General features: G+C 70.5%; 20 protein-coding genes, 1 pseudogene and 1 riboswitch. Of the genes and pseudogenes, 13 read left to right on the forward strand and 8 right to left on the reverse strand.

What is annotated here, in order from left to right; translation table 11 throughout:
• Positions 1–1,342 (reverse strand): peptide chain release factor 3 (locus VEC03_RS07670; protein WP_324914127.1); only part of this gene is annotated, 1,342 nt, incomplete at its 3' end.
• Between the two features lie 92 nt (positions 1,343–1,434).
• Here VEC03_RS07670 and ligD point away from each other — a divergent pair.
• Positions 1,435–2,505: a non-homologous end-joining DNA ligase gene (gene ligD / locus VEC03_RS07675; RefSeq protein ID WP_324914129.1), complete on the forward strand. Its 1,071-nt coding sequence runs from the start codon at positions 1,435–1,437 to the stop codon at positions 2,503–2,505.
• On the opposite strand, the gene VEC03_RS07680 is transcribed toward ligD, so the two are convergent.
• Positions 2,483–2,926 carry a DUF6691 family protein gene (locus tag VEC03_RS07680; protein ID WP_324914130.1) on the reverse strand — a complete coding sequence of 148 codons (444 nt, stop codon included), beginning with the start codon at positions 2,924–2,926 and terminating at the stop codon, positions 2,483–2,485. The genes ligD and VEC03_RS07680 overlap by 23 nt on opposite strands.
• 16 nt (positions 2,927–2,942) lie before the next feature.
• Positions 2,943–3,377 carry a YeeE/YedE family protein gene (locus VEC03_RS07685; RefSeq protein ID WP_324914132.1) on the reverse strand — a complete coding sequence of 145 codons (435 nt, stop codon included), beginning with the start codon at positions 3,375–3,377 and terminating at the stop codon, positions 2,943–2,945.
• A gap of 87 nt (positions 3,378–3,464) precedes the next feature.
• Between VEC03_RS07685 and VEC03_RS07690 the strand changes: the two genes are divergently transcribed.
• A complete protein-coding gene (locus VEC03_RS07690; protein ID WP_324914133.1) occupies positions 3,465–4,325 on the forward strand; it encodes an MBL fold metallo-hydrolase in 861 nt (286 codons plus the stop codon).
• Between the two features lie 195 nt (positions 4,326–4,520).
• Positions 4,521–7,157: a glycoside hydrolase family 19 protein gene (locus tag VEC03_RS07695; RefSeq protein WP_324914134.1), complete on the forward strand. Its 2,637-nt coding sequence runs from the start codon at positions 4,521–4,523 to the stop codon at positions 7,155–7,157.
• Between the two features lie 16 nt (positions 7,158–7,173).
• Here the strand turns inward: VEC03_RS07695 and VEC03_RS07700 are convergent, their stop codons facing one another.
• Both VEC03_RS07700 and VEC03_RS07705 read right to left on the reverse strand, forming a co-directional pair.
• Complete coding sequence (locus tag VEC03_RS07700; RefSeq protein ID WP_324914136.1) at positions 7,174–8,130, reverse strand: hypothetical protein; 957 nt, start codon at positions 8,128–8,130, stop codon at positions 7,174–7,176.
• Positions 8,131–8,153: 23 nt separating this feature from the next.
• Positions 8,154–9,260 carry an ATP-dependent DNA ligase gene (locus VEC03_RS07705; protein ID WP_324914137.1) on the reverse strand — a complete coding sequence of 369 codons (1,107 nt, stop codon included), beginning with the start codon at positions 9,258–9,260 and terminating at the stop codon, positions 8,154–8,156.
• Positions 9,261–9,555: 295 nt separating this feature from the next.
• On the opposite strand from VEC03_RS07705, the pseudogene VEC03_RS07715 reads away from it, so the two are divergent.
• From VEC03_RS07715 to VEC03_RS07735, 5 genes and pseudogenes are all read left to right on the forward strand, one after another.
• Positions 9,556–10,544, forward strand: a pseudogene (locus VEC03_RS07715) (bile acid:sodium symporter family protein).
• An 87-nt stretch (positions 10,545–10,631) separates the two neighbouring features.
• Positions 10,632–10,701, forward strand: a riboswitch (S-adenosyl-L-homocysteine riboswitch).
• Positions 10,702–10,764: 63 nt separating this feature from the next.
• Positions 10,765–12,201, forward strand: a complete 1,437-nt coding sequence (gene ahcY, locus VEC03_RS07720; protein ID WP_324914141.1) for an adenosylhomocysteinase — start codon at positions 10,765–10,767, stop codon at positions 12,199–12,201.
• A gap of 42 nt (positions 12,202–12,243) precedes the next feature.
• A complete protein-coding gene (locus tag VEC03_RS07725; protein WP_324914142.1) occupies positions 12,244–13,005 on the forward strand; it encodes a TlyA family RNA methyltransferase in 762 nt (253 codons plus the stop codon).
• Positions 13,002–13,829, forward strand: a complete 828-nt coding sequence (gene metF, locus VEC03_RS07730) for a methylenetetrahydrofolate reductase [NAD(P)H] (protein WP_324914144.1) — start codon at positions 13,002–13,004, stop codon at positions 13,827–13,829. Before VEC03_RS07725 ends, metF begins: the two co-directional genes overlap by 4 nt.
• A 2-nt stretch (positions 13,830–13,831) precedes the next feature.
• Positions 13,832–14,269: a septal ring lytic transglycosylase RlpA family protein gene (locus VEC03_RS07735; protein ID WP_324914145.1), complete on the forward strand. Its 438-nt coding sequence runs from the start codon at positions 13,832–13,834 to the stop codon at positions 14,267–14,269.
• Between the two features lie 17 nt (positions 14,270–14,286).
• Here the strand turns inward: VEC03_RS07735 and VEC03_RS07740 are convergent, their stop codons facing one another.
• Positions 14,287–15,201 (reverse strand): 23S rRNA (adenine(2030)-N(6))-methyltransferase RlmJ, encoded by a 915-nt coding sequence (locus VEC03_RS07740; RefSeq protein ID WP_324914146.1) that lies wholly within the window; start codon positions 15,199–15,201, stop codon positions 14,287–14,289.
• 204 nt (positions 15,202–15,405) lie between these two features.
• Here VEC03_RS07740 and rplM point away from each other — a divergent pair, with 204 nt between their 5' ends.
• The 5 genes from rplM to erpA all read left to right on the forward strand — a co-directional run bounded on the left by rplM (position 15,406) and on the right by erpA (position 17,895).
• Entirely contained in the window at positions 15,406–15,834 is a 429-nt protein-coding gene (rplM, locus tag VEC03_RS07745; RefSeq protein ID WP_324914148.1) for a 50S ribosomal protein L13, read from the forward strand.
• Positions 15,835–15,844: 10 nt separating this feature from the next.
• Positions 15,845–16,237 carry a 30S ribosomal protein S9 gene (rpsI, locus tag VEC03_RS07750; RefSeq protein ID WP_324914149.1) on the forward strand — a complete coding sequence of 131 codons (393 nt, stop codon included), beginning with the start codon at positions 15,845–15,847 and terminating at the stop codon, positions 16,235–16,237.
• 98 nt (positions 16,238–16,335) lie between these two features.
• Positions 16,336–17,046, forward strand: coding sequence for a DUF6776 family protein (locus VEC03_RS07755; RefSeq protein ID WP_324914150.1), 711 nt, complete (start codon positions 16,336–16,338; stop codon positions 17,044–17,046).
• A gap of 33 nt (positions 17,047–17,079) precedes the next feature.
• Positions 17,080–17,475 carry a polymer-forming cytoskeletal protein gene (locus VEC03_RS07760; RefSeq protein WP_324914152.1) on the forward strand — a complete coding sequence of 132 codons (396 nt, stop codon included), beginning with the start codon at positions 17,080–17,082 and terminating at the stop codon, positions 17,473–17,475.
• A 57-nt stretch (positions 17,476–17,532) separates the two neighbouring features.
• A complete protein-coding gene (gene erpA / locus VEC03_RS07765; RefSeq protein WP_324914153.1) occupies positions 17,533–17,895 on the forward strand; it encodes an iron-sulfur cluster insertion protein ErpA in 363 nt (120 codons plus the stop codon).
• Between the two features lie 15 nt (positions 17,896–17,910).
• Here the strand turns inward: erpA and VEC03_RS07770 are convergent, their stop codons facing one another.
• A complete protein-coding gene (locus tag VEC03_RS07770) occupies positions 17,911–19,017 on the reverse strand; it encodes an anhydro-N-acetylmuramic acid kinase (protein WP_324914154.1) in 1,107 nt (368 codons plus the stop codon).
• Between the two features lie 27 nt (positions 19,018–19,044).
• Entirely contained in the window at positions 19,045–20,403 is a 1,359-nt protein-coding gene (locus tag VEC03_RS07775) for a M23 family metallopeptidase (protein WP_324914156.1), read from the reverse strand.
• Between the last annotated feature and the right edge of the window lie 62 nt (positions 20,404–20,465).

Below are 20,465 nucleotides of genomic sequence, written 5' to 3' on the forward strand. Positions count from 1 at the left end.
CGCCCAGCAGCATGGGCCCACCGATCTCCGGGCGGAACACCTGGATGGCGCCTTCCTCACCCAGCTGGGCCAGGCCCTGCTGCAACTGCTTGGTGCGCAGCGGGTTCTTCAGCACCACCACCTGGAACAGCTCCGGCGCGAAGAAGGGCAGGCCGGTGTATTGCAGGCTGACACTCCCATCAGTGATGGTGTCGCCCAGCTGCACGCCGCCGTGGGTGGTGAAGCCGATGATGTCGCCTGCATAGGCCTCGTCCACCGCCTCGCGCCGCTGCGACAGGAAGGTGACCACCGAGGTGGGCCGCAGCTCCTTGGCGGTGCGCTGCACCTTCAGCTTCATGCCAGGCGTGTACTTGCCGGAGGCCATGCGCACGAAGGCGATGCGGTCGCGGTGGTTGGCATCCATGTTGGCCTGCACCTTGAACACCACGCCGGCGAAGTTGGGCTCGTCCGGCTGCACGGTCTTCTCGACCACCTGCCTGTTGACGGTCAGCGAGCTGGTGCGCGGCTGCGGCGGCGGCGCCAAGTCCACCAGCGCGTCCAGCACCTCCATCACGCCGAAGTTGTTGACGCCGGAGCCGAAGAACACCGGGGTCTGCTTCGCATCCAGGAAGGCCTGGTGGTCCCACTCGGGCGAGGCGCCGGCCGCCAGCTCCATGCTCTCGGCGGCGGCCTCGTACTCGGTGCCGAAGCGCTTGCGCAGCGTGTCGGTGTCGCCCAGCGGGATGGTCTCGAAGTCCTGCGGCCGGCGCTCGCTGCCGGCCTCGAACACCGTCATCGCGTCGGTGCGCAGGTTCATGATGCCGCCGAAGCTCTTGCCCTTGCCGACCGGCCAGGTCATGGGCACGCAGGGCATGCCCAGCTCGCGCTCGACCTCGTCCAGGATGTCCAGCGGCTCGCGCACCTCGCGGTCCATCTTGTTGACGAAGGTGATGATGGGCGTGTTGCGCTGGCGGCAGACCTCAATCAGGCGGCGGGTCTGCGCCTCCACGCCGTTGGCGGCGTCGATCACCATCAGCGCCGAGTCCACCGCCGTCAGCACCCGGTAGGTGTCCTCCGAGAAGTCCTTGTGGCCGGGCGTGTCCAGCAGGTTGATCACGTGGTCGCGGTAGACCATCTGCATCACCGAGCTGGCCACCGAGATGCCGCGCTGCTTCTCGATCTCCATCCAGTCGCTGGTGGCGTGCCGCGAGGCCTTGCGCCCCTTCACCGCGCCGGCGATCTGGATCGCGCCGGAGAACAGCAGCAGCTTTTCCGTCAGCGTGGTCTTGCCCGCGTCGGGGTGGGAAATGATGGCGAAGGTGCGGCGGCGCCGGGTCTCGGCGGCAAAGGGCGATGCGGACACGGGGGAAGGACGGCTTTCGGACGACGCGGCCGATGAGCTGCAAAGCGTTTCGGCGGGACCCGTATTGTCGCCGATGGGTCTATGGTGGGCCGATGGCTGCGGCATCCCAGGGCGCCGTACTCGCCGCCGGCGGGCACGAAGTCACGATCAGCAATCCGGGCAAGCTGCTGTTCCCGCAGGCGGGGATCAGCAAGCTGGACCTCGTGCAGTACTACGTGGCGGTCGCCGAAGGCGCGCTGCGCGGCGCCGGTGGCCGGCCCTGCGTGCTCAAGCGCTACCCGGACGGCATCGCCGGCGAATCCTTCTTCCAGAAGCGGGCGCCAGCCGGCCGGCCGCCCTGGGTGGAGGTCAGCACCATCCACTTCCCCTCCGGCCGGACGGCCGAGGAAGTGGTGCCGCGCGACGCCGCCACGCTGGCCTGGATGGCCAACCTGGGCTGCATCGAGCTGCACCCGCACCCGGTGCGGGCCGAGGACCTGGAGCACCCCGACGAGCTGCGGGTGGACCTGGACCCGGTGCCGGGCGTCGAGTGGCCGCAGATCCGCGAGGTGGCGGCGCTGGCGCGCGAGGTACTGCGCGAGCACGGGCTGGTGGGCTGGCCCAAGACCTCGGGATCGCGCGGCATCCACGTGCTGGTGCGGATCGAGCGCCGCTGGTCCTTCGACCACGTGCGCCGCGCCGCCTTGGCGCTGGCGCGCGAGGTCGAGCGGCGGGCGCCGCAGCTGGCGACCGCGCAGTGGTGGAAGGAGCAGCGCCACGGCGTGTTCGTGGACTACAACCAGAACGCCAAGGACCGCACCGTGGCCTCGGCGTATTCGGTGCGGCCGCGGCCGGATGCGCGGGTGTCCACGCCGGTGGGCTGGGACGAGCTGCAGGTGTGCGATCCGGCCGACTTCACGCTGCGAACGGTTCCGGCCCGGCTGCAGAGGATCGGCGATCCGCATGCGGGCATCGACGAGGCGGCCGGCTCGCTCGAGTCGCTGCTGGAGTTGTCGGCGCGGCAGGAGCGCGAAGGGCAGGGCGACGCGCCCTGGCCGCCGCACTACCGCAAGCAGGCCGGCGAACCGCCGCGGGCGCCGCCGTCGGCGCGCAAGGCGCAGCGGCAGCCGATCGCCGCCGCCGACAAGCCGTCGCCCAAGCTCAGGAAGCCGGGTCCGCGGTGAGCGCGCGGCCTCTGAGGCGGCCCAGGCCCTCGAAGGCCGCCATGCCCGCCAGCATGGCCGCCACGAACACCAGCGCCTCGGGGTAGCCGGCCGCGGTCGCCACCAGCGCCGGCCCCGGGCAGAAGCCGGCCAGGCCCCAGCCCACGCCGAAGATCAGCGCGCCCAGCACCAGCGGCCGGTCGATCTCGCGCGCGGCCGGCAGCTGGAAGGGGTGGCCCAGGAAGCTGCGGCTGCGGCGGGCTGCCAGCGCGAACGCGAAGAAGCCGACCAGCACGGCGCCGCCCATCACGAAGGCGAGCGAGGGATCCCAGGCGCCGGCCAGGTCGAGGAAGCCCTGCACCTTGCCGGGGTCGGTCATGCCGGACAGCAGCAGGCCCCAGCCGAACAGCAGGCCGATGGCGAATTCGATGAGGCGGTTCATGGACGTCGGGCCTCCTTCAAACGTGGCGCAGCAGGTAGACCGTGAGGAAGCCGGCAGCCATGAACGCGGCCGTGGCGACCAGCGAACGGGGCGACAGGCGCGAGATGCCGCAGACCCCGTGGCCGCTGGTGCAGCCCGAGCCGTAGCGGGTGCCGAAGCCGACCAGCAACCCGGCCAGGACCAGCGTGCCCCAGCCGGCCTCGATGCGGGGCTCGGCCAGGAATCCGGCCGGCGCCGCCAGCCAGAAGGTGGCAGGCGCGGCCGCCAGCCCCAGCAGGAACGCGATGCGCCAGCCGGCATCGCCCGGCCGGCGCGCCAGCAGGCCGCCGAGGATGCCGCTGATGCCCAGCACCCGTCCGTTGAGCAGGATGAAGAGGGCGGCCGCGCCGCCGATCAGGAGGCCGCCGGCCAGCGACAGCCAGGGCGTGAAATGGAGCCAGTCGATCGTCATGGTTCTTGCCATCGGGGGCCGGACTTGCTGGTACAAGGCGTGCACCGCATCGCCGGCCCCATCCACGTTAACCCAAACCCTTCAACCATGACTCCAGCGGTACATGCCGACTTCGACCCGTCCACCGGGACGGTGAGCTACGTGGTGCACGACGGTCCCGGCTCGCCCTGCGCCATCATCGATCCGGTGCTGGACTACGAACCCCGCTCGGGCCGCACGGGGACCGCGTCGGCGGACCGGCTGGTCGAATTCGTGCGGTCCAACGAGCTGCGGGTGGAGTGGATCCTGGAGACCCACGCGCACGCCGACCACCTGACGGCGGCCCCGTACCTGAAGGAAGCGCTGGGCGGCCGCACCGCCATCGGCGAGCACATCGCCACCGTGCAGCGCGTGTTCAAGGGCATCTTCAACCTGGAGCCGGAGTTCCGCACCGACGGCTCGCAGTTCGACCGCCTGTTGGCCGACGGCGACGAGCTGCGCATAGGCCGGCTGGTGGGCCATGTGCTGCACGTGCCGGGCCACACGCCGGCCGACCTCGCGTACCGCTTCGGCGATGCGGTGTTCGTGGGCGACACGCTGTTCATGCCGGACGTGGGCACGGCGCGCTGCGACTTCCCCGGCGGCGACGCGACCACGCTCTACGGCTCGATCCGCCGCCTGCTGGACCTGCCGCCGGCCACGCGCCTGTTCATGTGCCACGACTACCCGCCGGGCGGGCGGGAGGCGGCCTGGGAAACCACGGTGGCCGCGCAGCGGGCCGGCAACATCCACGTGCGCGACGGCGTCGGCGAGGCCGAATTCGTGGCCATGCGCACCCAGCGGGATACGACGCTGGGCATGCCGCTGCTGATCCTGCCGGCCGTGCAGGTGAACATCCGCGCCGGCCAGTTGCCGCCCGCGGAGTCGAACGGGGTCGCGTACCTGAAGATCCCGGTCAACGCCTTGTGAGCCGGCTCTCCCTGCCTGCGCATTGACAGGCCCGCTGGCCGGCGGCATGGTGCCGGCCAGCCGCGTGCGACCGCGCGCGGCCGGGAAGCCTGCATGCCGGGTGTCCTTCCTCGATGCGCTGTCGCCCGCAGTCCGGGTGGTCGACAAGGCTCCTCTCGCCGTGCGGGCGTTCGTCACGCACACAGGGAGAGGACCATGCTGGAAACCAGCCATCTGGAACAGGTCATGCGGCAGGCGTCGCGGCAGCGCCTGCGGGCCTTCACGCCGCTGCTGGCGGCGGCCATGTCGCAGTTCGGGATCGATCGCAGCCTGCGGCGCGCCGCCGCCTTCATCGCGCAGCTGGCGCACGAGTCGGGGCAGTTCCGCTACCTGCAGGAGTTGTGGGGCCCGACCGAGGCCCAGCGGCGCTACGAACCGCCGGGCGCGCTGGCCCGGCGCCTGGGCAACGTCCAGGAGGGCGACGGCTACCGTTACCGGGGCCGCGGGCCGATCCAGCTCACCGGCCGCGCCAACTACGCGGCGTTCGGCGCGCTGCTGCAGATCGACCTGGAGGGCGACCCGGACCTGGCCGCCACGCCGGAGGTCGGCTTCAAGACGGCGGCCCTGTTCTGGGAACGCAACGGCCTCAATGCGTTGGCCGACGCGGGCAACTTCGACGCGATCACGCGCCGCATCAACGGCGGCACCAACGGGCTGGAGGAGCGCCGCCGCTTCTACGAGCTGGGACTGCAGGTGCTGGCACCGGTGTTCCCGGCAGCGGTTCCGGCGGGTGCGGCAGGCGCTGCGCCCACGGCCAACCCGCTGGATCGCGGCGCCGAGGCCGTGCGCGAACTGGCACCGTCTCGGCGGACGGACACGCGCACCGGCGCACCCGCACCGGCCAAGAACAAGGCCAAGCCGGCGCGCCGGCTCGACGTGCGGCCCGACACGCTGGACTTCCGCGACCGCATGTTCGTGCCCACGCTGGTGGAGGTGCCGACGCACATCCCGCTGGGCGACTACCTGGATGTCGGCGTGCCCATCCTGGACCAGGGCCGGGAAGGCGCCTGCACCGGCTACGGCCTGGCCACCGTGTGCAACTACCTGCTGCTGCAGCGGCGGGTGGTTCCCGATCCGGTGCCGGTCAGCGCGCGCATGCTGTACCACCTGGCGCGGCGCTACGACGAATGGCCGGGCGAGGCCTATGAGGGCTCCAGCGCGCGCGGCGCGATGAAGGGCTGGCACAAGCACGGCGTCTGCCCCGAGGAGTTGTATCCCTCGAGCGGTAAGGACCGCGGGCTGGAACTGACCGAGCAGCGCACCGCCGAGGCGCGGCGGCGGCCGCTGGGTGCCTACTACCGCGTCAACCACAAGGACATCGTCGCCATGCACTCGGCGCTGGCCGAGGTCGGCATCCTGTATGCGACGGCGCTGGTGCACGCGGGCTGGGACGAGGTCGGCGAGGACGGCGCCGTGCCGCTGTCGGACCGGGTGCTGGGTGGCCACGCCTTCGCCATCGTGGCCTACGACGACCAGGGCTTCTGGATCCAGAACTCCTGGGGCCTGGACTGGGGCAGCGGCGGCTTCGCCCGCATCAGCTACGACGACTGGCTGCGCAACGGCACCGACGTCTGGGTCGCGCGGCTGGGCGCACCGGTCACCCTGCGCAGCGCGGAGTCGACCGCCACCGCGCATTCGGCGGCGGCACGGCAATCGGTCGCCTACGCCTATGCCGACCTGCGGCCGCACATCGTCGCCATCGGCAACGACGGCAAGCTGCGCCCCGGCGGCGACTACGGCACGACGGAGGCCGGTCTGGCGCAGATCTTCCGCGAGGACATCCCGCGGGTGACCCAGGGCTGGGGCCGACGCCGCATCCTGCTGTACGCGCACGGCGGGCTGGTGAGCGAGGAGTCGGCGGTGCAGCGCCTGGCCGACTACCGGCCGGCGCTGCTGGAGGGCGAGGTGTATCCGCTGGCCCTGATCTGGAAGACCGACTGGTGGACCACCATGACCAACCTGCTGCAGGACGCGGTGCGGCGGCGGCGCCCGGAAGGCGTGCTCGATGCCGCCAAGGACTTCATGCTGGATCGCCTGGACGACGCGCTGGAACCGCTGGCCCGCGTGCTCGGCGGCAAGGCCGCGTGGGACGAGATGAAGGAGAACGCGCTGCTGGCCAGCCGCGCTGGCGGGGCGGGCCTGGCGGTGTTGAAGCACCTGGCCGCGCTGCAGCAGGCGCACGGGCCGATCGAGGTGCACCTGGTCGGGCACAGCGCCGGCTCCATCCTGCTGGCACCGCTGCTTACCCGGCTCAACGCCGCCGGCATCACGGTGGCGACCTGCACGCTGTGGGCGCCGGCCTGCACCCTGCAGCTGTTCGAGGACCACTATCGGCCAGCGCTGCAGGCCAAGGGAATCAGCCGCTTCGCGTTGTACGTGCTGAGCGACAAGGCCGAGCAGGACGACCACTGCGCCCACATCTACAACAAGTCGCTGCTGTACCTGGTGTCCAACGCCTTCGAGGCGCAGCCGCACATTCCGGGCTTCCGCGACGGCGTGCCGCTGCTGGGGATGGAGAAGTTCCTGGACGACGAGCTGCGGGGCCTGCTGACCGGCCCGCACGAGCTGGTCGTCGCGCCGGACGGCGCCGACCTGTCGCAGGCGCGCGAGCACGGCGCTTTCGACGATGACGCCTCGACGGTCGGTTCGACCTTCCGGAGCATCCTCGATTTCTCGGCCCGGGTCGCCAGGGCGAAGGCGGCCACTGCGCAGCCGCTGCCTATGGTGCAGTTCCGCCGCTCGGAGAGCTCGATGCGCGACCGGCGGCGGGCGATCGAGGCCCAGGCGCGCTAGGAGCCCGCCCGCCCGATCAGCCCTGGCGCAAGGCCGGTCCGGACGCGGTCTTGGGCACTGGCTTCAGCAGGTCGGCGGCCTCGACGCGCACTTCGGGCAGGAGTTCGCCCAGCCGCAGCGAGAGCGCTTCGTGCATCCTCCGGAACGCGAGCTCCATCTCCGCCTTCTCGTGCTGGCCGCCGCCACTGGGCGTCAGCAGTAGGCGGACGACGGCCGCCCAGGGGGAGGCGGCCAGGCGGTCGGCGAAGGAGGCGCCCTTGGCGAGCACCGCCTTGAGCCAGCGCCGCACGTCCCGCGCAGGGACGCCGGCCGCGATGGAGATGGCGCGGACCAGCTCGTCGTCGTGCGACTTCATGAAGGCGAGCATGTCCTTGGCGGCGGCCTCGACCGCGGCCTGGATCCCGCTCATGTTCCCTTCCTTGAAGGCGGACAGGGCCTTGGAGGCGAGCTCGCCGCACACCTTCTCGACCATCTTGTTGCACAGGTCGAAGTAGGCGTCGGCGATCTTCTTCTCGACGAAGGCGGGAAGGCCTCCGTCGGCGATTTCGAGGCCGGTGGCCACCGCATCCTTGTAGCGGCCGAAGGGGATCGCGATCACCTTGCGGATTTCCTCGCGCAGCGAGTTGCCCGCCGGCTCCGGCGCCTGCAGCATGCGGGCGCGCTGGTATTCCAGCCGCAGCGCGGCGACCTGCAGCGCGACCCCGTGCAGTTCCTGCAGCGTCTGCGCCTTGGCGGCCCGGGCCTTGAGCCGGTCTTCCTGGTGCAGCAGCCGCTGGAACTGCGAGGGCACCGACTGCCAGTCGTGCTGCCGCGCGGCGGGGGATCGCACGTGCGGCTGCAGGGCCGCCGGGTCGGCCGTGAGCATGCACACCGCCCGCGAAGGGCCCGGCCCGCAGCCCCCGGCCGGCGAGCTGGGGTGCACGTAATGTGCGCCGGCGGACGCGGGCCGCAGGAACGCTTGCTTCTCGCTCATGCGCAGATGCTAAAGGCAAGCCCTCATCCCTGCGAAGGCGGGAATCCCGCGCTCCCGCCTCCCAGGACGTCCTTCAACTCGAACGGCGTCGCCACCTCCAGCTGGTCATACCGGCACTCCTGCGGCGGCTTGTCCGGCCGCCAGCGCAGGAAGGTGGTGGCGTGCCGGAAGCGGTCGCCCTGCAGATGGTCGTACTTCACCTCGCAAACGCGCTCGGGCCTCAGCGGCTCCCAGCTCAGGTCCTTGCCGCCGCTCCAGCGCGACTTCGCGCCCGGCATGCGGTCGGCATCGCCGGCGCTCGCCTGTGCCCAGTCGCGCCAGGGATGGCCCTCCATCGCGTTCTCGCGCAGCGGCGCCAGCTCCTGCGCCAGTTGCCGGCGCGCGTCCATGGTGAAGGAGGAGGTCACGCCGACGTGCTGCAGCACGCCGGCGTCGTCGAACAGGCCGAGCAGCAGCGAACCGACCGCGTCGTCCGTGTCCTTGTACCAGCGGAAGCCGGCGACCACGCAGTCGGCGCTGCGCGCGTGCTTGATCTTGAACATGGCCCGCTTGGCCGGCTGGTAGGGCGTGTTGGCGGGCTTGGCGATCACGCCGTCCAGCCCGGCGCCCTCGAAGTGCTGCAGCCACTGTTGCGCCTGCTCGCGGTCGGTGGTCACCGGGGTCAGGTACAGCGGCGGCCGGGCCGAACCGAGCAGCCGTTCCAGCCGGGTGCGGCGTTCCTGCTGCGGCAACTCCATGATCGGCTTGCCGCCGGCCGCGAGCAGGTCGAAGGCGACGAAGCCGGCCGGCGTTTCCTTGGCGAGCCGGGCGATGCGCGACGCGGCCGGGTGGATGCGCTGCTGCAGCGCGTCGAAGTCCAGCCCTTTGGGCCCGGCCACTACCACCTCGCCGTCCACGATGCAGCCCTTGGGCAGCTGCTCGGCCAGCACCTTCTCCAGCTCGGGGAAGTAACGGTTCAGCGGCTTGAGGTCGCGGCTCTGGATGTGCACGCCGTCGGCGTTGCGGAAGACCAGGGCGCGGAAGCCGTCCCACTTGGGCTCGAACAGGAAGCCCTCGCCGGCCGGCAGCTCGTCGGCGACCTTGGCGAGCATGGGTTCGATGGGGGGCGTGGGGAAAGCGGTGGCGGCCATGCCCGTTTGTAGCGGTTCGCCGCCGTCCGCGGGGCGCAGGTCCGGCCCGACGAATACCCGCCGCTGCCCGTAGGTTTTGGTCGGCTTCCTAGAATCAGGGTAAACCCTAGGTTGCGCCCACCCGGCTGCACCTGCCCAGCGCGCCGTCCACGACGGCAGGGTCGCCGCCTACCCGGCGGCCAGGGCCGCGGACTCGCGCCGCACCCGACCGACGTTCACCTGCACGTGACCGCACCCGGCCCGCGCGGGGCGCCGGCTTCATCGCCGTTTCGCCACTTCGCAAGGAATCCCGCCCATGCAGGCCCTCGTCCGCCTGAGCCAGTTCGTCGGCAAGACCTTTGCCGTCTGGGTGCTGCTGTTCGCAGTGCTCGCCTTCTTCGCGCCTTCTTCGCCCCCGCACAGTTCCGCTGGATCGCCGCCTGGATCGTCCCGCTGCTGGGCATCATCATGTTCGGCATGGGGCTGACCCTGTCCAAGGACGACTTCCGCGAGGTCTTCCGGCGCCCGGTCGACGTGCTGATCGGCGTGCTGGGCCAATTCCTCATCATGCCGGGCCTCGCATGGCTGCTGTGCCAGGTCCTGCAGCTGCCGCCAGAGATCGCGGTCGGGGTGATCCTGGTCGGCTGCTGCCCCGGTGGCACCGCCTCCAACGTCATGACCTTCCTTGGCCGCGGTGACGTCGCGCTGTCGGTGGCGATCACCTCGGTCACGACGCTGCTGGCGCCGGTGGTCACGCCGGCCCTGATCTACCTGCTGGCGAGCGAGTGGCTGGAAGTGAGCGCCATGGCCATGTTCTGGTCCATCGTGCAAGTGGTGGTGCTGCCCATCGCGTTGGGCATCGCGGCGCAGTCGCTGCTGCGCGAGAAGGTGAAGGTCGCGATCGGCGTGCTGCCGCTGGTGTCGGTGGTCGCGATCGTGGCGATCGTCGCGGCCGTGGTGGCCGCCAACCAGCCCAAGATCGCCACCAGCGGCGCGCTGATCTTCGCGGTGGTGGTGCTGCACAACGGCCTGGGCCTGCTGCTGGGCTACTGGCTGGGCAAGCTGACCGGCCGCAGCATCGCCAAGCGCAAGACGCTGGCGATCGAGGTCGGCATGCAGAACTCGGGCCTGGGCGCGGCCTTGGCGGCCGCCCACTTCTCGCCGCTGGCCGCGGTGCCCAGCGCCATCTTCAGCGTCTGGCACAACATCTCCGGCGGACTGGTGGCGACCTGGTTCCAGCGGGTGCCCAACAGCCCCGAGGACGAGGTCGACCGCACCGTCGAGCCGCAGGTCGCGCGCGCCTGAGTCGGCGGGCGGCGCGCCCTCCCGGCGCGCCGCCAACCCGGCTGCCCCACGGCCAGCCCGGCCGTGCCCCGCCCGTATAATTCCGCCCCATCCGAGGAGCGTTGCAGCACCGCCCGGTGTGAGGCTCGGAACCTACACGCAACGACGCTCACCCACTGGTCCTGTGCGGTGAGTGAACCCCAGGCCCGTGGTTGATCCCGAACATGCTTTTGGAGCACCCATGAACGCCGTTCTCAAGCCCACGCCGACGCAGGATTGCGTCATCGCCGACCTCTCGCTGGCCGACTGGGGCCGCAAGGAAATCCGCATCGCCGAGACCGAGATGCCCGGCCTGATGGCCATCCGCGAGGAATTCGCCAAGGCCCAGCCGCTCAAGGGCGCGCGCATCACCGGCTCGCTGCACATGACGATCCAGACCGCGGTGCTGATCGAGACGCTGCAGGCGCTGGGCGCCCAGGTGCGCTGGGCCTCGTGCAACATCTTCTCCACCCAGGACCACGCTGCCGCCGCCATCGCCGCGGCCGGCACGCCGGTGTTCGCGGTCAAGGGCGAGTCCCTGTCCGACTACTGGGACTACACCCACCGCATCTTCGACTTCGGGCCCAAGGGCAGCGAGGGCGAAGGCCCCAACATGATCCTGGACGACGGCGGCGACGCCACGCTGCTGATGCACCTGGGCAAGCGCGCCGAGACCGACGCGTCGGTGCTGGCCAACCCCGGCAGCGAGGAAGAGCGCGTGCTGTTCGCCGCGATCAAGGCCAAGCTGGCCCAGGACGCGACCTGGTACTCGCGCAAGAGCGCCCAGATCATCGGCGTGACCGAGGAGACCACTACCGGCGTGCACCGCCTGAACGAGATGTCGGCCAGGGGCACGCTGATGTTCCGCGCGATCAACGTCAACGACTCGGTCACCAAGAGCAAGTTCGACAACCTGTACGGCTGCCGCGAGTCGCTGGTGGACGGCATCAAGCGCGCCACCGACGTGATGGTGGCCGGCAAGGTCGCCGTGGTGGCCGGCTACGGCGACGTGGGCAAGGGCTCGGCGCAGGCGCTGCGCGCGCTGTCGGCCCAGGTGTGGGTGACCGAGATCGACCCGATCTGCGCGCTGCAGGCCGCGATGGAAGGCTACCGCGTGGTGACCATGGACTACGCCGCCGACAAGGCCGACATCTTCGTCACCGCCACCGGCAACAAGTCGGTCATCACCTACGCGCACATGGCGAAGATGAAGGACCAGGCCATCGTCTGCAACATCGGCCACTTCGACAACGAGATCGACGTCGCGTCGCTGGAAGCCAAGTGCAAGTGGGAAGAGATCAAGCCGCAGGTCGACCACGTGATCTTCGAGGATGGCAAGCGCATCATCCTGCTGGCCAAGGGCCGGCTGGTGAACCTGGGCTGCGGCACGGGCCACCCGAGCTACGTGATGAGCTCCTCCTTCGCCAACCAGACCATCGCCCAGATCGAGCTGTTCACCCACAGCGACTTCTACGAGGTTGGCAAGGTCTACGTGCTGCCCAAGCACCTGGACGAGAAGGTCGCGCGGCTGCAGCTGAAGAAGCTGGGCGCGCAGCTGACCGAGCTGAGCGACGAGCAGGCCGGCTACATCGGCGTGCCCAAGCAGGGGCCGTACAAGCCGGATACCTACCGGTACTGAGGACGCGTCCTTCCGCACGCGCGGAATCCAGCGGAATCCGCCATGCGCGCCGACCAGCTCCTCGTCGAACGCGGCCTTGCCGCCACGCGCTCGCAGGCCCAGCGCCTGATCGCCGCCGGCATGCGCTGGCAGGATGCGCGCGGCTGGCACCGCGTCGCCAAGAACGGCGACGAGGTGCCTGACGCCGCCGAGGTGGAGCTGGCCGACGATGCCGAGACCCGCTATGTCTCGCGTGGCGGCCTCAAGCTCGAGGGCGCACTGCAGTCGGCCGGCCTCGATCCGCGCGGCCTGCGCTGCCTCGACGTCGGCCAGTCCACCGGCGGCTTCACCGACTGCCTGCTGCAGCGCGGCGCCGCACAGGTGGTGGGGGTCGACGTCGGCCACGGGCAGTTGCACCCGCGGCTGCGCGACGACCCGCGCGTGGTGTGCATCGAGAAGTGCAACGCCCGTGAACTGGACGCCGACCGCCTGCGCGCTGCCGGCGTCGAGCCCGGCTTCGACCTCGTCGTCGGCGACCTGTCGTTCATCTCGCAGACGCTGGTGCTGCCGGCGCTCGCGCCGTTGCTCAGGCCGGGCGGGCGCCTGCTGATGCTGGTCAAGCCGCAGTTCGAACTGCAGCCGGGCCAGCTCGGCAAGGGCGGCATCGTGCGCGATGCTTCGCTGTACGCCGAGGTCGAGCAGCGCATCCGCGCCGCCTGTGTCGGCTGCGGACTGGTGGTGCAAGGCTGGTTCGACAGCCCGATCCGCGGTGGCGACGGCAACCGCGAGTTCTTCGTTTTCGCTTCGCAGCAGGGGACCCCATGACCCTCCCGATCAGCCTCGAATTCTTTCCCCCCAAGTCCGACGAAGGCGCCGACAAGCTGCGCGTGGCGCGGCAGAAGCTCTATGACCTGAAGCCGGCGTTCTGCTCGGTCACCTTCGGCGCCGGCGGCTCCACCCAGGAGGGCACGCTGCAGGCGGTGCGCGAGATCATGGCCGAGGGCTGCGCGGCGGCGCCGCACCTGTCGTGCATCGGCCAGACGCACGACAGCATCCGCGAGCGCCTGTCCGCCTATGCGGCGGCCGGCATCCGGCGCATCGTCGCCCTGCGTGGCGACCTGCCCAGCGGCTATGGCCTGGGCGGCGAGTTCCGCTACGCCAGCGACCTGGTCGCCTTCATCCGCAGCGAGACCGGGCGCCAGTTCCACATCGAGGTCGCCGCCTACCCGGAGGTGCACCCGCAGGCCCGCTCGCCGGAAGGCGACCTGGCGGCCTTCGTCGCCAAGGTGGAGGCGGGCGCCGACTCCGGCATCACGCAGTACTTCTTCAATGCGGATGCTTACCTGCGCTACGTCGAGGAGCTGCGCAAGCGCGGCATCGAGGTGCCGGTGGTGCCGGGCATCATGCCGATCACCAGCTCGACCCAGCTGCTGCGCTTTTCCGACGCGTGCGGCGCCGAGATCCCGCGCTGGATCCGGCTGCGGCTGCAGGGCTTCGGCGACGACGGCGCCTCGATCAAGGCCTTCGGCCTGGACGTGGTCACCGCGCTGTGCGAGCGGCTGCGGAGCGAGGGCGTCCCGGGGCTGCACTTCTACACCATGAACCAGGCCCAGGCCACGCTGGAGATCTGCCGGCGGCTGGGGCTGTGAGGATGCGGCTGCGAGAGGCAGCGGTGCTGCTGGCGGTGGCGGCGGTGCTGCAGGGCTGCGCCGTCCCGCCCGGCACTGCACCGGATGCGGCAGGGGTGGAATCCGGTCCCGAGACGGCCTCGCCGGCGGCGGACGAGCCATTCCAGCGCGGCCTGGCCTCCTGGTACGGCCTGCCGTTCCATGGCCGGCGCACCGCCAGCGGCGAGCGCTTCGACATGAACGCGCTGACCGCTGCGCATCCCACGCTGCCCTTTGGCACGCGGGTGAAGGTGCGCAGCCTGGTCAATGGCCGCGAGGTGATCGTCAGGATCAACGACCGGGGGCCGTATGCGCGCGGGCGCATCATCGACCTCAGCCATGCCGCCGCTCGGGCGATCGGCCTGCTCGGGCCCGGGGTCAAGCGGGTCGCGCTGACGCTGGTCGAGCCCGATCCGGGCTGAGCCTCCTGGTGCGCGCCTCAGGCGCCGCCGGCTTCGATCGAATGCCCTTTGCCGCGGCCGCGGCCGAGCACCTGCAGCAACTGCGGCAGGGCGGCCTCGAGCGCCGGCTTGAGCGTGTGCGGCGGGTTGACCACGAACATGCCGCTGGCGGTGAGGCCTTGCCGGGTGTCGGCCGGCTCGCCGGCGGCCACGGGCTTCTGCCCGATCGAGAAGGTGGCGTGCAGCCAGGGCTTGCGCACCTGGCCGGCCAGCGTGCGCAGCTTGCGTGGCAGCTCGTGCGCCTCCGGGCGCGGGATCACCGGGTACCAGGCGGCGTAGGCGCCGGTGGCGAAGCGCTGCAGGCTGTCGCGCAGCGCGGCCGGCACCTTGGCGTAGTCGCTCTTGATTTCATAGCTGGGATCGACCAGCACCAGCGCCCGGCGCGAGGGCGGCGGCAGCAGGGCCTTGAGCGCCTCGAAGCCGTCCTCGCGCGCCACGCTCACCTGCCGGCCGGCATTGAGCTGGGCCACGTTGCCGGCCAGCGCCTTGCTGTCGCTGGGGTGCAGTTCGTGCAGCTTGAGCTTGTCGCGCACCTCGGTGCGCAGCAGCTTCTGGACGATGAAGGGCGAGCCGGGGTAGATCCGCCAGTCGCCCGGGCGGTTGAAGCCACGCACCAGGTCCAGGTAGTCGGCCAGGGCGGGTGCCAGCGCCTGGCCGTCGAGCGTGTCGTGGGCGCCCACTGCGCCGGCCAGCTTCACGATGCCGTCCTGGGCCTCGCCGGAGGTGCCGGCGTAGTCGCCGTCCAGCCGGTACAGCCCGGCGCCGGCGTGCGTGTCGATCACCCACAGCGGCGTGTCCTTGGCCAGCAGGTGGCGCAGCATGGCGACCAGCACCAGGTGCTTGAACACGTCGGCATGGTTGCCGGCGTGGAAGGCGTGGCGGTAGCTGAACATCCCGGCATCCTACCTGCCGGCGACCGTCGGCCTTGTCGTAAGTGCTTGATTTGGCATAGAATCTCTGGCTTTTCCGCAGCGCCATAGCGGCCCCGCGGCGGAAACGAGGGCCCACCGGGCCGTCGGCACCCACCTAAGAGGTTCCCGGCAGAGGAACACCGACCGTGGAAAAGGGCCCACCAGACCACTTTCTCGAAAGCTCACATGAAAACGTTCAGCGCCAAACCCGCTGACGTGGTGCACGAGTGGTTTGTGATTGACGCCACCGACAAGGTGCTCGGGCGTGTTGCCAGCGAAGCAGCAGCCCGTTTGCGCGGCAAGCACAAGGCCATCTACACGCCTCACGTCGACACGGGCGACTACATCGTCGTCATCAACGCCAGCAAGCTCCGCGTCACCGGCGCGAAGGAACTGGACAAGATGTACTACCGCCACTCGGGCTACCCCGGCGGCATCTACGCCACGAACTTCCGCGACATGCAGGCCAAGCACCCCGGCCGCGCGCTGGAGAAGGCCGTCAAGGGCATGCTGCCCAAGGGCCCGCTCGGCTACGCCATGATCAAGAAGCTCAAGGTGTACGGCGGCGCCGAGCATCCGCACAGCGCCCAGCAACCCAAGCCGCTGGAAATCTGAGGAGCCCACGATGATTGGTGAATGGAACAACGGCACCGGCCGCCGCAAGAGCAGCGTGGCCCGTGTCTTCCTCAAGAAGGGCAGCGGCAAGATCACGGTCAACGGCAAGGACATCGAGCAGTTCTTCGGCCGCCAGACCTCGATCATGATCGCCAAGCAGCCGCTGGTGCTGACCGGCAACGTCGAGGCCTTCGACGTGCAGGTCAACGTGCACGGCGGCGGTGAGTCCGGCCAGGCCGGCGCCGTGCGCCACGGCATCACCCGCGCGCTGATCGACTACGACGCGGCCCTCAAGCCGCAACTGTCGGCTGCCGGCTACGTCACCCGCGACGCCCGCGAGGTCGAGCGCAAGAAGGTGGGCCTGCACTCCGCCCGCCGCCGCAAGCAGTTCAGCAAGCGCTGATCGCCTCCACGGCAGCTGCTGCTGCCGTCGGGTTACAAAGCCGCACAAGTGTTTCTTGTGCGGCTTTGTCGTTTTCGGGCATTCTTCGCGCCTAGCTCATGCGTTGGAAACTGCTTCGCCGCCGGCTCACCATCAGCGCTCCTCGTGTCGCGGTGCGCAGTGCCATGCCCTGGCCGCTGCGCTGGGTGGTGGCTGCCGTGGTGCTCGGTTTCTGCGCGGCCATCGCCCTGTGGGCCTTCGAGCTCGGCAAGGACCTGGCCGGACTGGACGGCAACGCCAAGGAAGAACTGTCGCAGCTGCGCGCCGAGGTCGACCGCCTGCGCCAGGAACGCGACCAGGCGCAGTCGGTCCGCAATACCTCCGACAGCCTCATCATTGCCGAGCGCGCCGCGCAGGAACGGCTGGCCGCCCAGGTGCGCCAGCTCGAGGCCGAGAACCGCTCGCTGCGCGACGACCTGGGATTCTTCGAGAAGTTGATGCCGGCCCGCGGCAACGCGTTGGCGATCCGGGCCCTGCAGGCCGAGGTGCTGGCCGGCGCCCAGCTCAAGTGGCAGGTGCTGGTGATCCAGCCGACCCGCAATGCGCCTGAATTCCATGGCCAGCTCCAGCTCACCGTGGCCGGCACGCTCGACGGCAAGCCCTGGGCCATGGACCTGCCCGGCGGCGCCCAGGACCTCCGGTTCCGGCAGTACCGCCGCCTGGAAGGAATGATCGACCTGCCTGAGCAGGCCGTGGTACAAAACGTTTCCGCCAAAGTGGTGGAAGGATCGGCCACCCGGGCGGTGCAGAGCATCCGGCTGGGGGCTTGAAGCACGCAAGCACGACCGTCGAGGAGTTCACGGATGTTCGGCAAGAAAGCCCAGCCCCCGATCAAGAGCCTGATCGCCCATGGCACCCGGGTCGAAGGCAACCTCAAGTTCACCGAAGGCCTGCGGGTCGACGGCGAGGTGGTCGGCGACATCCGCGCGCTGGCCGAAGAGCCCAGCATGCTGGTCATTTCCGAGGCGGCCGTGGTGCAGGGCGAGATCCACGCCGACCACGTCATCGTCAACGGCACCGTCCGCGGCCCCATCCATGCCCGCGAACTGCTGGAACTGCAGCCCAAGGCCCACATCGAGGGCGACGTGTCCTACCGGGCCCTTGAGATGCACCAGGGCGCCGTCATCTCAGGGCAGTTGAAGCCGCTTCTGGTGGGCGAGGAAAAGCCCTTGCTCAAGCTGGCGGCAAACAACCACTAGACGGGCGCCGAAGGGCGATCTGTCGTAGCATTTCACCCGACCCTACGGAACCATCCCATGAGCGCTGCAGCCGAAACCGCGACCGACATGCCCGCCCCGCTGATCTTCACGGACAGCGCAGCGGCCAAGGTGGCCGACCTCATCGCCGAGGAAGGCAACCCGGACCTCAAGCTGCGCGTCTTCGTGCAGGGCGGCGGCTGCTCGGGCTTCCAGTACGGCTTCACCTTCGATGAAGTCGCCAACGACGACGACACCGTGATGAACAAGAACGGCGTCTCGCTGCTGATCGACGCGATGAGCTACCAGTACCTGGTCGGCGCCGAGATCGACTACAAGGAAGACCTGCAGGGCGCCCAGTTCGTGATCAAGAACCCGAACGCCAACAGCACCTGCGGCTGCGGCTCCAGCTTCTCCACCTGAGCGTTGGCGCCGGCCTCAGGCCGGCCAGATGCCTCCCAGCACACGGGCGCCCAGGGCGCCCGTGGTGCTTTGGAGCTCCAGCGCTTCCTGCCGCACGGCCTTGCGGGCCAGCCAGGCGAAGGCGGCCGCCTCCACCTGCAGCGGCGGCAGCCCGGCCTCGGCGCTGGACAGCACCCGGGTGGCGGGCAGCAGGGCCTGCAGCCGGCGCATCAGGTGCTCGTTGAGCGCGCCGCCGCCGCAGGCATACAGGCGGGGCAGGCCGGGCGCGTGCCGCTGCACCTCGCCGGCGCAGGCGGTTGCCGTCAGTTCGGCCAGGGTGGCCTGCACCTGCTGCGCGGTGAGCGCCGGGAACGGCGAAAGGTGCTGCTGCAGCCAGCCTTCGTCGAACAGGTCGCGGCCGGTGCTCTTGGGCGGCGGCGCGGCGAAGAAGGGCTCGGAGAGCAGCGCCTGCAGCAGCGCCGGATCGAACGGCGCGCCGGCGGCCCAGGCACCCTCGGCGTCATAGGGCTGGCCCAGGTGGCGCTGGCACCAGGCGTCCATCAGCGCGTTGCCCGGTCCGCAGTCGAAGCCGAGCTGCGTGCCGTCCGGGCGCAGCACCGTGAGGTTGGAGATGCCGCCGATGTTGAGCACGCCCACTGCCTCGCCCTCGCGCGCGAACAGCGCCCGGTGGAAGAACGGAGCCAGCGGCGCGCCCTGGCCGCCGGCCGCGACGTCGCGGCTGCGGAAGTCGGCCACGACGGTGATCCCGGTGAGTTCCGCCAGCAGGGCCGGCTGCGCCAGTTGGACCGTGTAGCCGGTGCCGTCGAAGGCCTGCGGGCGGTGCCGCACCGTCTGGCCATGGGCGCCGATGGCCCGCACGTCGGCGGCCGGGACACCGGTGCGCGCCAGCAGCTCGCGCACGACCTGCGCGTAGACGCGCATCAGCGCGTTGGCCGCCAGCTGGCTGCGGTGGATCTCGTCCGGGCCGCTGCGGTTGAGGGCCAGCAGCTCGGCCTTCAGGGCTGGATCGAAGGGGGCACTGGCATGCGCGCGCACCTGCAGGCTGCCGGCGAAGTCGGCCAGCACGCCATCGACCCCGTCGAGCGAGGTGCCGGACATCAGGCCGATGTAGAGCTCGGGCATGCGGCGGGGCCGCCGCGGGCGCGGCGCTTACTCCGCGGTGGCGACCGTGGCGAGCGAGGCCGCGGCGAGTTGCGTGCGCATGGAGCGCGCCAGCTTGTCGAAGGCAGGCCGGGCCGCCGCGCTGAGCGTGTAGGCCTGGCTGCGCTTCGCGACCTGGATCGGGTTCTGCTGCGCGCCGTTCTTGCGGAACTCGAAATGCAGGTGCGGCCCGGTCGCCCAGCCAGTGGAGCCGACGGCGCCGATGCGCTGGCCCTGTTCGACGCTCTGGTGCGGCTTGACGTAGATGCGGCTGAGGTGCGCGTACACCGTCTGGTCGCTGGCGTTGTGCTTGATGATCACCACGTTGCCGAAGCCGTTCTGCCAGCCGGCGAACTCGACCTGGCCGTCGCCCACCGTGCGCACCGGGGTGCCGGTGGGCGCGCCGTAGTCGACGCCCAGGTGGGCGCGCATGGTGCGCAGGATCGGGTGGAAGCGCATGGCGAAGCCGCTGGTCACGCGCGAGAACTCCATCGGCGAAGCCAGGTAGGCGCTGGTGAGGCTCTTGCCGTCCAGCGTGTAGTAGCCGCCCTTGGTGCCCTGCTCCTGGAACCACATCGCGTGGTAGGTCTTGCCGGCGTTGACGAATTCGACCGACAGCACGCGCCCGGTGCGCAGCGGCTCGCCGTCGGCCTCCAGCGCCTCGTAGACCACGCTGAAGCGGTCGCCCTTGCGCAGGCCGCGGTGGAAGTCGATCTCGGCCGAGAAGATGTCGGCCACCTGCATGGCCACTTCATCCGGGATGCGCGATTCGTCGACCGCGGCGTAGAGCGAGCTGCGGATGGTGCCGCTGCCCAGGCGCACGGACGCCGACAGCGGCGCCGATTCCACCCGGCTGGTGAAGTGGCCGTCGGCGTTGCGCTCGACCACCAGGCGGCGGAAGTTGCCGGAGTCGTCGGACACCCAGCGCGCCGTCAGGCGGGCCAGGCTGTGGGTCGGGGTGGCTTCGGCGCGCACGGTGCGGCCCGGCCGGCCCAGCATCTGGGTGCGCACGGTGCTGTCCCGGCGCAGGTAGGCCGCGGCGTCCGGGTCGCTGATGCCCAGCCGGCCCAGCAGCGATTCCACCGTGTCGGAGGCCCGCACCAGGTCGCTGCGATAGAGATTGAAGACGTGGGCGTCCAGCGCCTCGGCCTGTTCGCTCAGGCCCTGGGGCTCCACGGCCTCCAGCACCTCGCGCACCGGCAGGGCTGCGGGATCGGGACCGAAGGAGGCGACCGCGAAGGCGCCGCCCCCGCCACCGAGCAGGATGGCCGCCAGCAGCGCCGTCAGCTTGCGCGGATGGTGCTCCAGGCGCCGAGCCGCCGCCGACAGGGCATCTTCAGCAGCGCTGATCCAGCGGTTTCGTTTCAATCCTCGGATCCTTGTTCGTGTACCTGCCGGCGTTGGTGCCGGCAGTGTGCCCTCGGGCCGCG

The organism is Ramlibacter sp. (genome assembly GCF_035627355.1).
Taxonomy (GTDB): Bacteria; Pseudomonadota; Gammaproteobacteria; order Burkholderiales; family Burkholderiaceae_C; genus Ramlibacter.

Coding starts and splice junctions, on each gene's coding strand:
- ligD (WP_324914129.1), top strand. CDS start 1,435: ATGGCTGCGGCATCCCAGGGCGCCGTACTCGCCGCCGGCGGGCACGAA.
- VEC03_RS07680 (WP_324914130.1), bottom strand. CDS start 2,926: ATGAACCGCCTCATCGAATTCGCCATCGGCCTGCTGTTCGGCTGGGGC.
- VEC03_RS07685 (WP_324914132.1), bottom strand. CDS start 3,377: ATGACGATCGACTGGCTCCATTTCACGCCCTGGCTGTCGCTGGCCGGC.
- VEC03_RS07690 (WP_324914133.1), top strand. CDS start 3,465: ATGACTCCAGCGGTACATGCCGACTTCGACCCGTCCACCGGGACGGTG.
- VEC03_RS07695 (WP_324914134.1), top strand. CDS start 4,521: ATGCTGGAAACCAGCCATCTGGAACAGGTCATGCGGCAGGCGTCGCGG.
- VEC03_RS07700 (WP_324914136.1), bottom strand. CDS start 8,130: ATGAGCGAGAAGCAAGCGTTCCTGCGGCCCGCGTCCGCCGGCGCACAT.
- VEC03_RS07705 (WP_324914137.1), bottom strand. CDS start 9,260: ATGGCCGCCACCGCTTTCCCCACGCCCCCCATCGAACCCATGCTCGCC.
- ahcY (WP_324914141.1), top strand. CDS start 10,765: ATGAACGCCGTTCTCAAGCCCACGCCGACGCAGGATTGCGTCATCGCC.
- VEC03_RS07725 (WP_324914142.1), top strand. CDS start 12,244: ATGCGCGCCGACCAGCTCCTCGTCGAACGCGGCCTTGCCGCCACGCGC.
- metF (WP_324914144.1), top strand. CDS start 13,002: ATGACCCTCCCGATCAGCCTCGAATTCTTTCCCCCCAAGTCCGACGAA.
- VEC03_RS07735 (WP_324914145.1), top strand. CDS start 13,832: ATGCGGCTGCGAGAGGCAGCGGTGCTGCTGGCGGTGGCGGCGGTGCTG.
- VEC03_RS07740 (WP_324914146.1), bottom strand. CDS start 15,201: ATGTTCAGCTACCGCCACGCCTTCCACGCCGGCAACCATGCCGACGTG.
- rplM (WP_324914148.1), top strand. CDS start 15,406: ATGAAAACGTTCAGCGCCAAACCCGCTGACGTGGTGCACGAGTGGTTT.
- rpsI (WP_324914149.1), top strand. CDS start 15,845: ATGATTGGTGAATGGAACAACGGCACCGGCCGCCGCAAGAGCAGCGTG.
- VEC03_RS07755 (WP_324914150.1), top strand. CDS start 16,336: ATGCGTTGGAAACTGCTTCGCCGCCGGCTCACCATCAGCGCTCCTCGT.
- VEC03_RS07760 (WP_324914152.1), top strand. CDS start 17,080: ATGTTCGGCAAGAAAGCCCAGCCCCCGATCAAGAGCCTGATCGCCCAT.
- erpA (WP_324914153.1), top strand. CDS start 17,533: ATGAGCGCTGCAGCCGAAACCGCGACCGACATGCCCGCCCCGCTGATC.
- VEC03_RS07770 (WP_324914154.1), bottom strand. CDS start 19,017: ATGCCCGAGCTCTACATCGGCCTGATGTCCGGCACCTCGCTCGACGGG.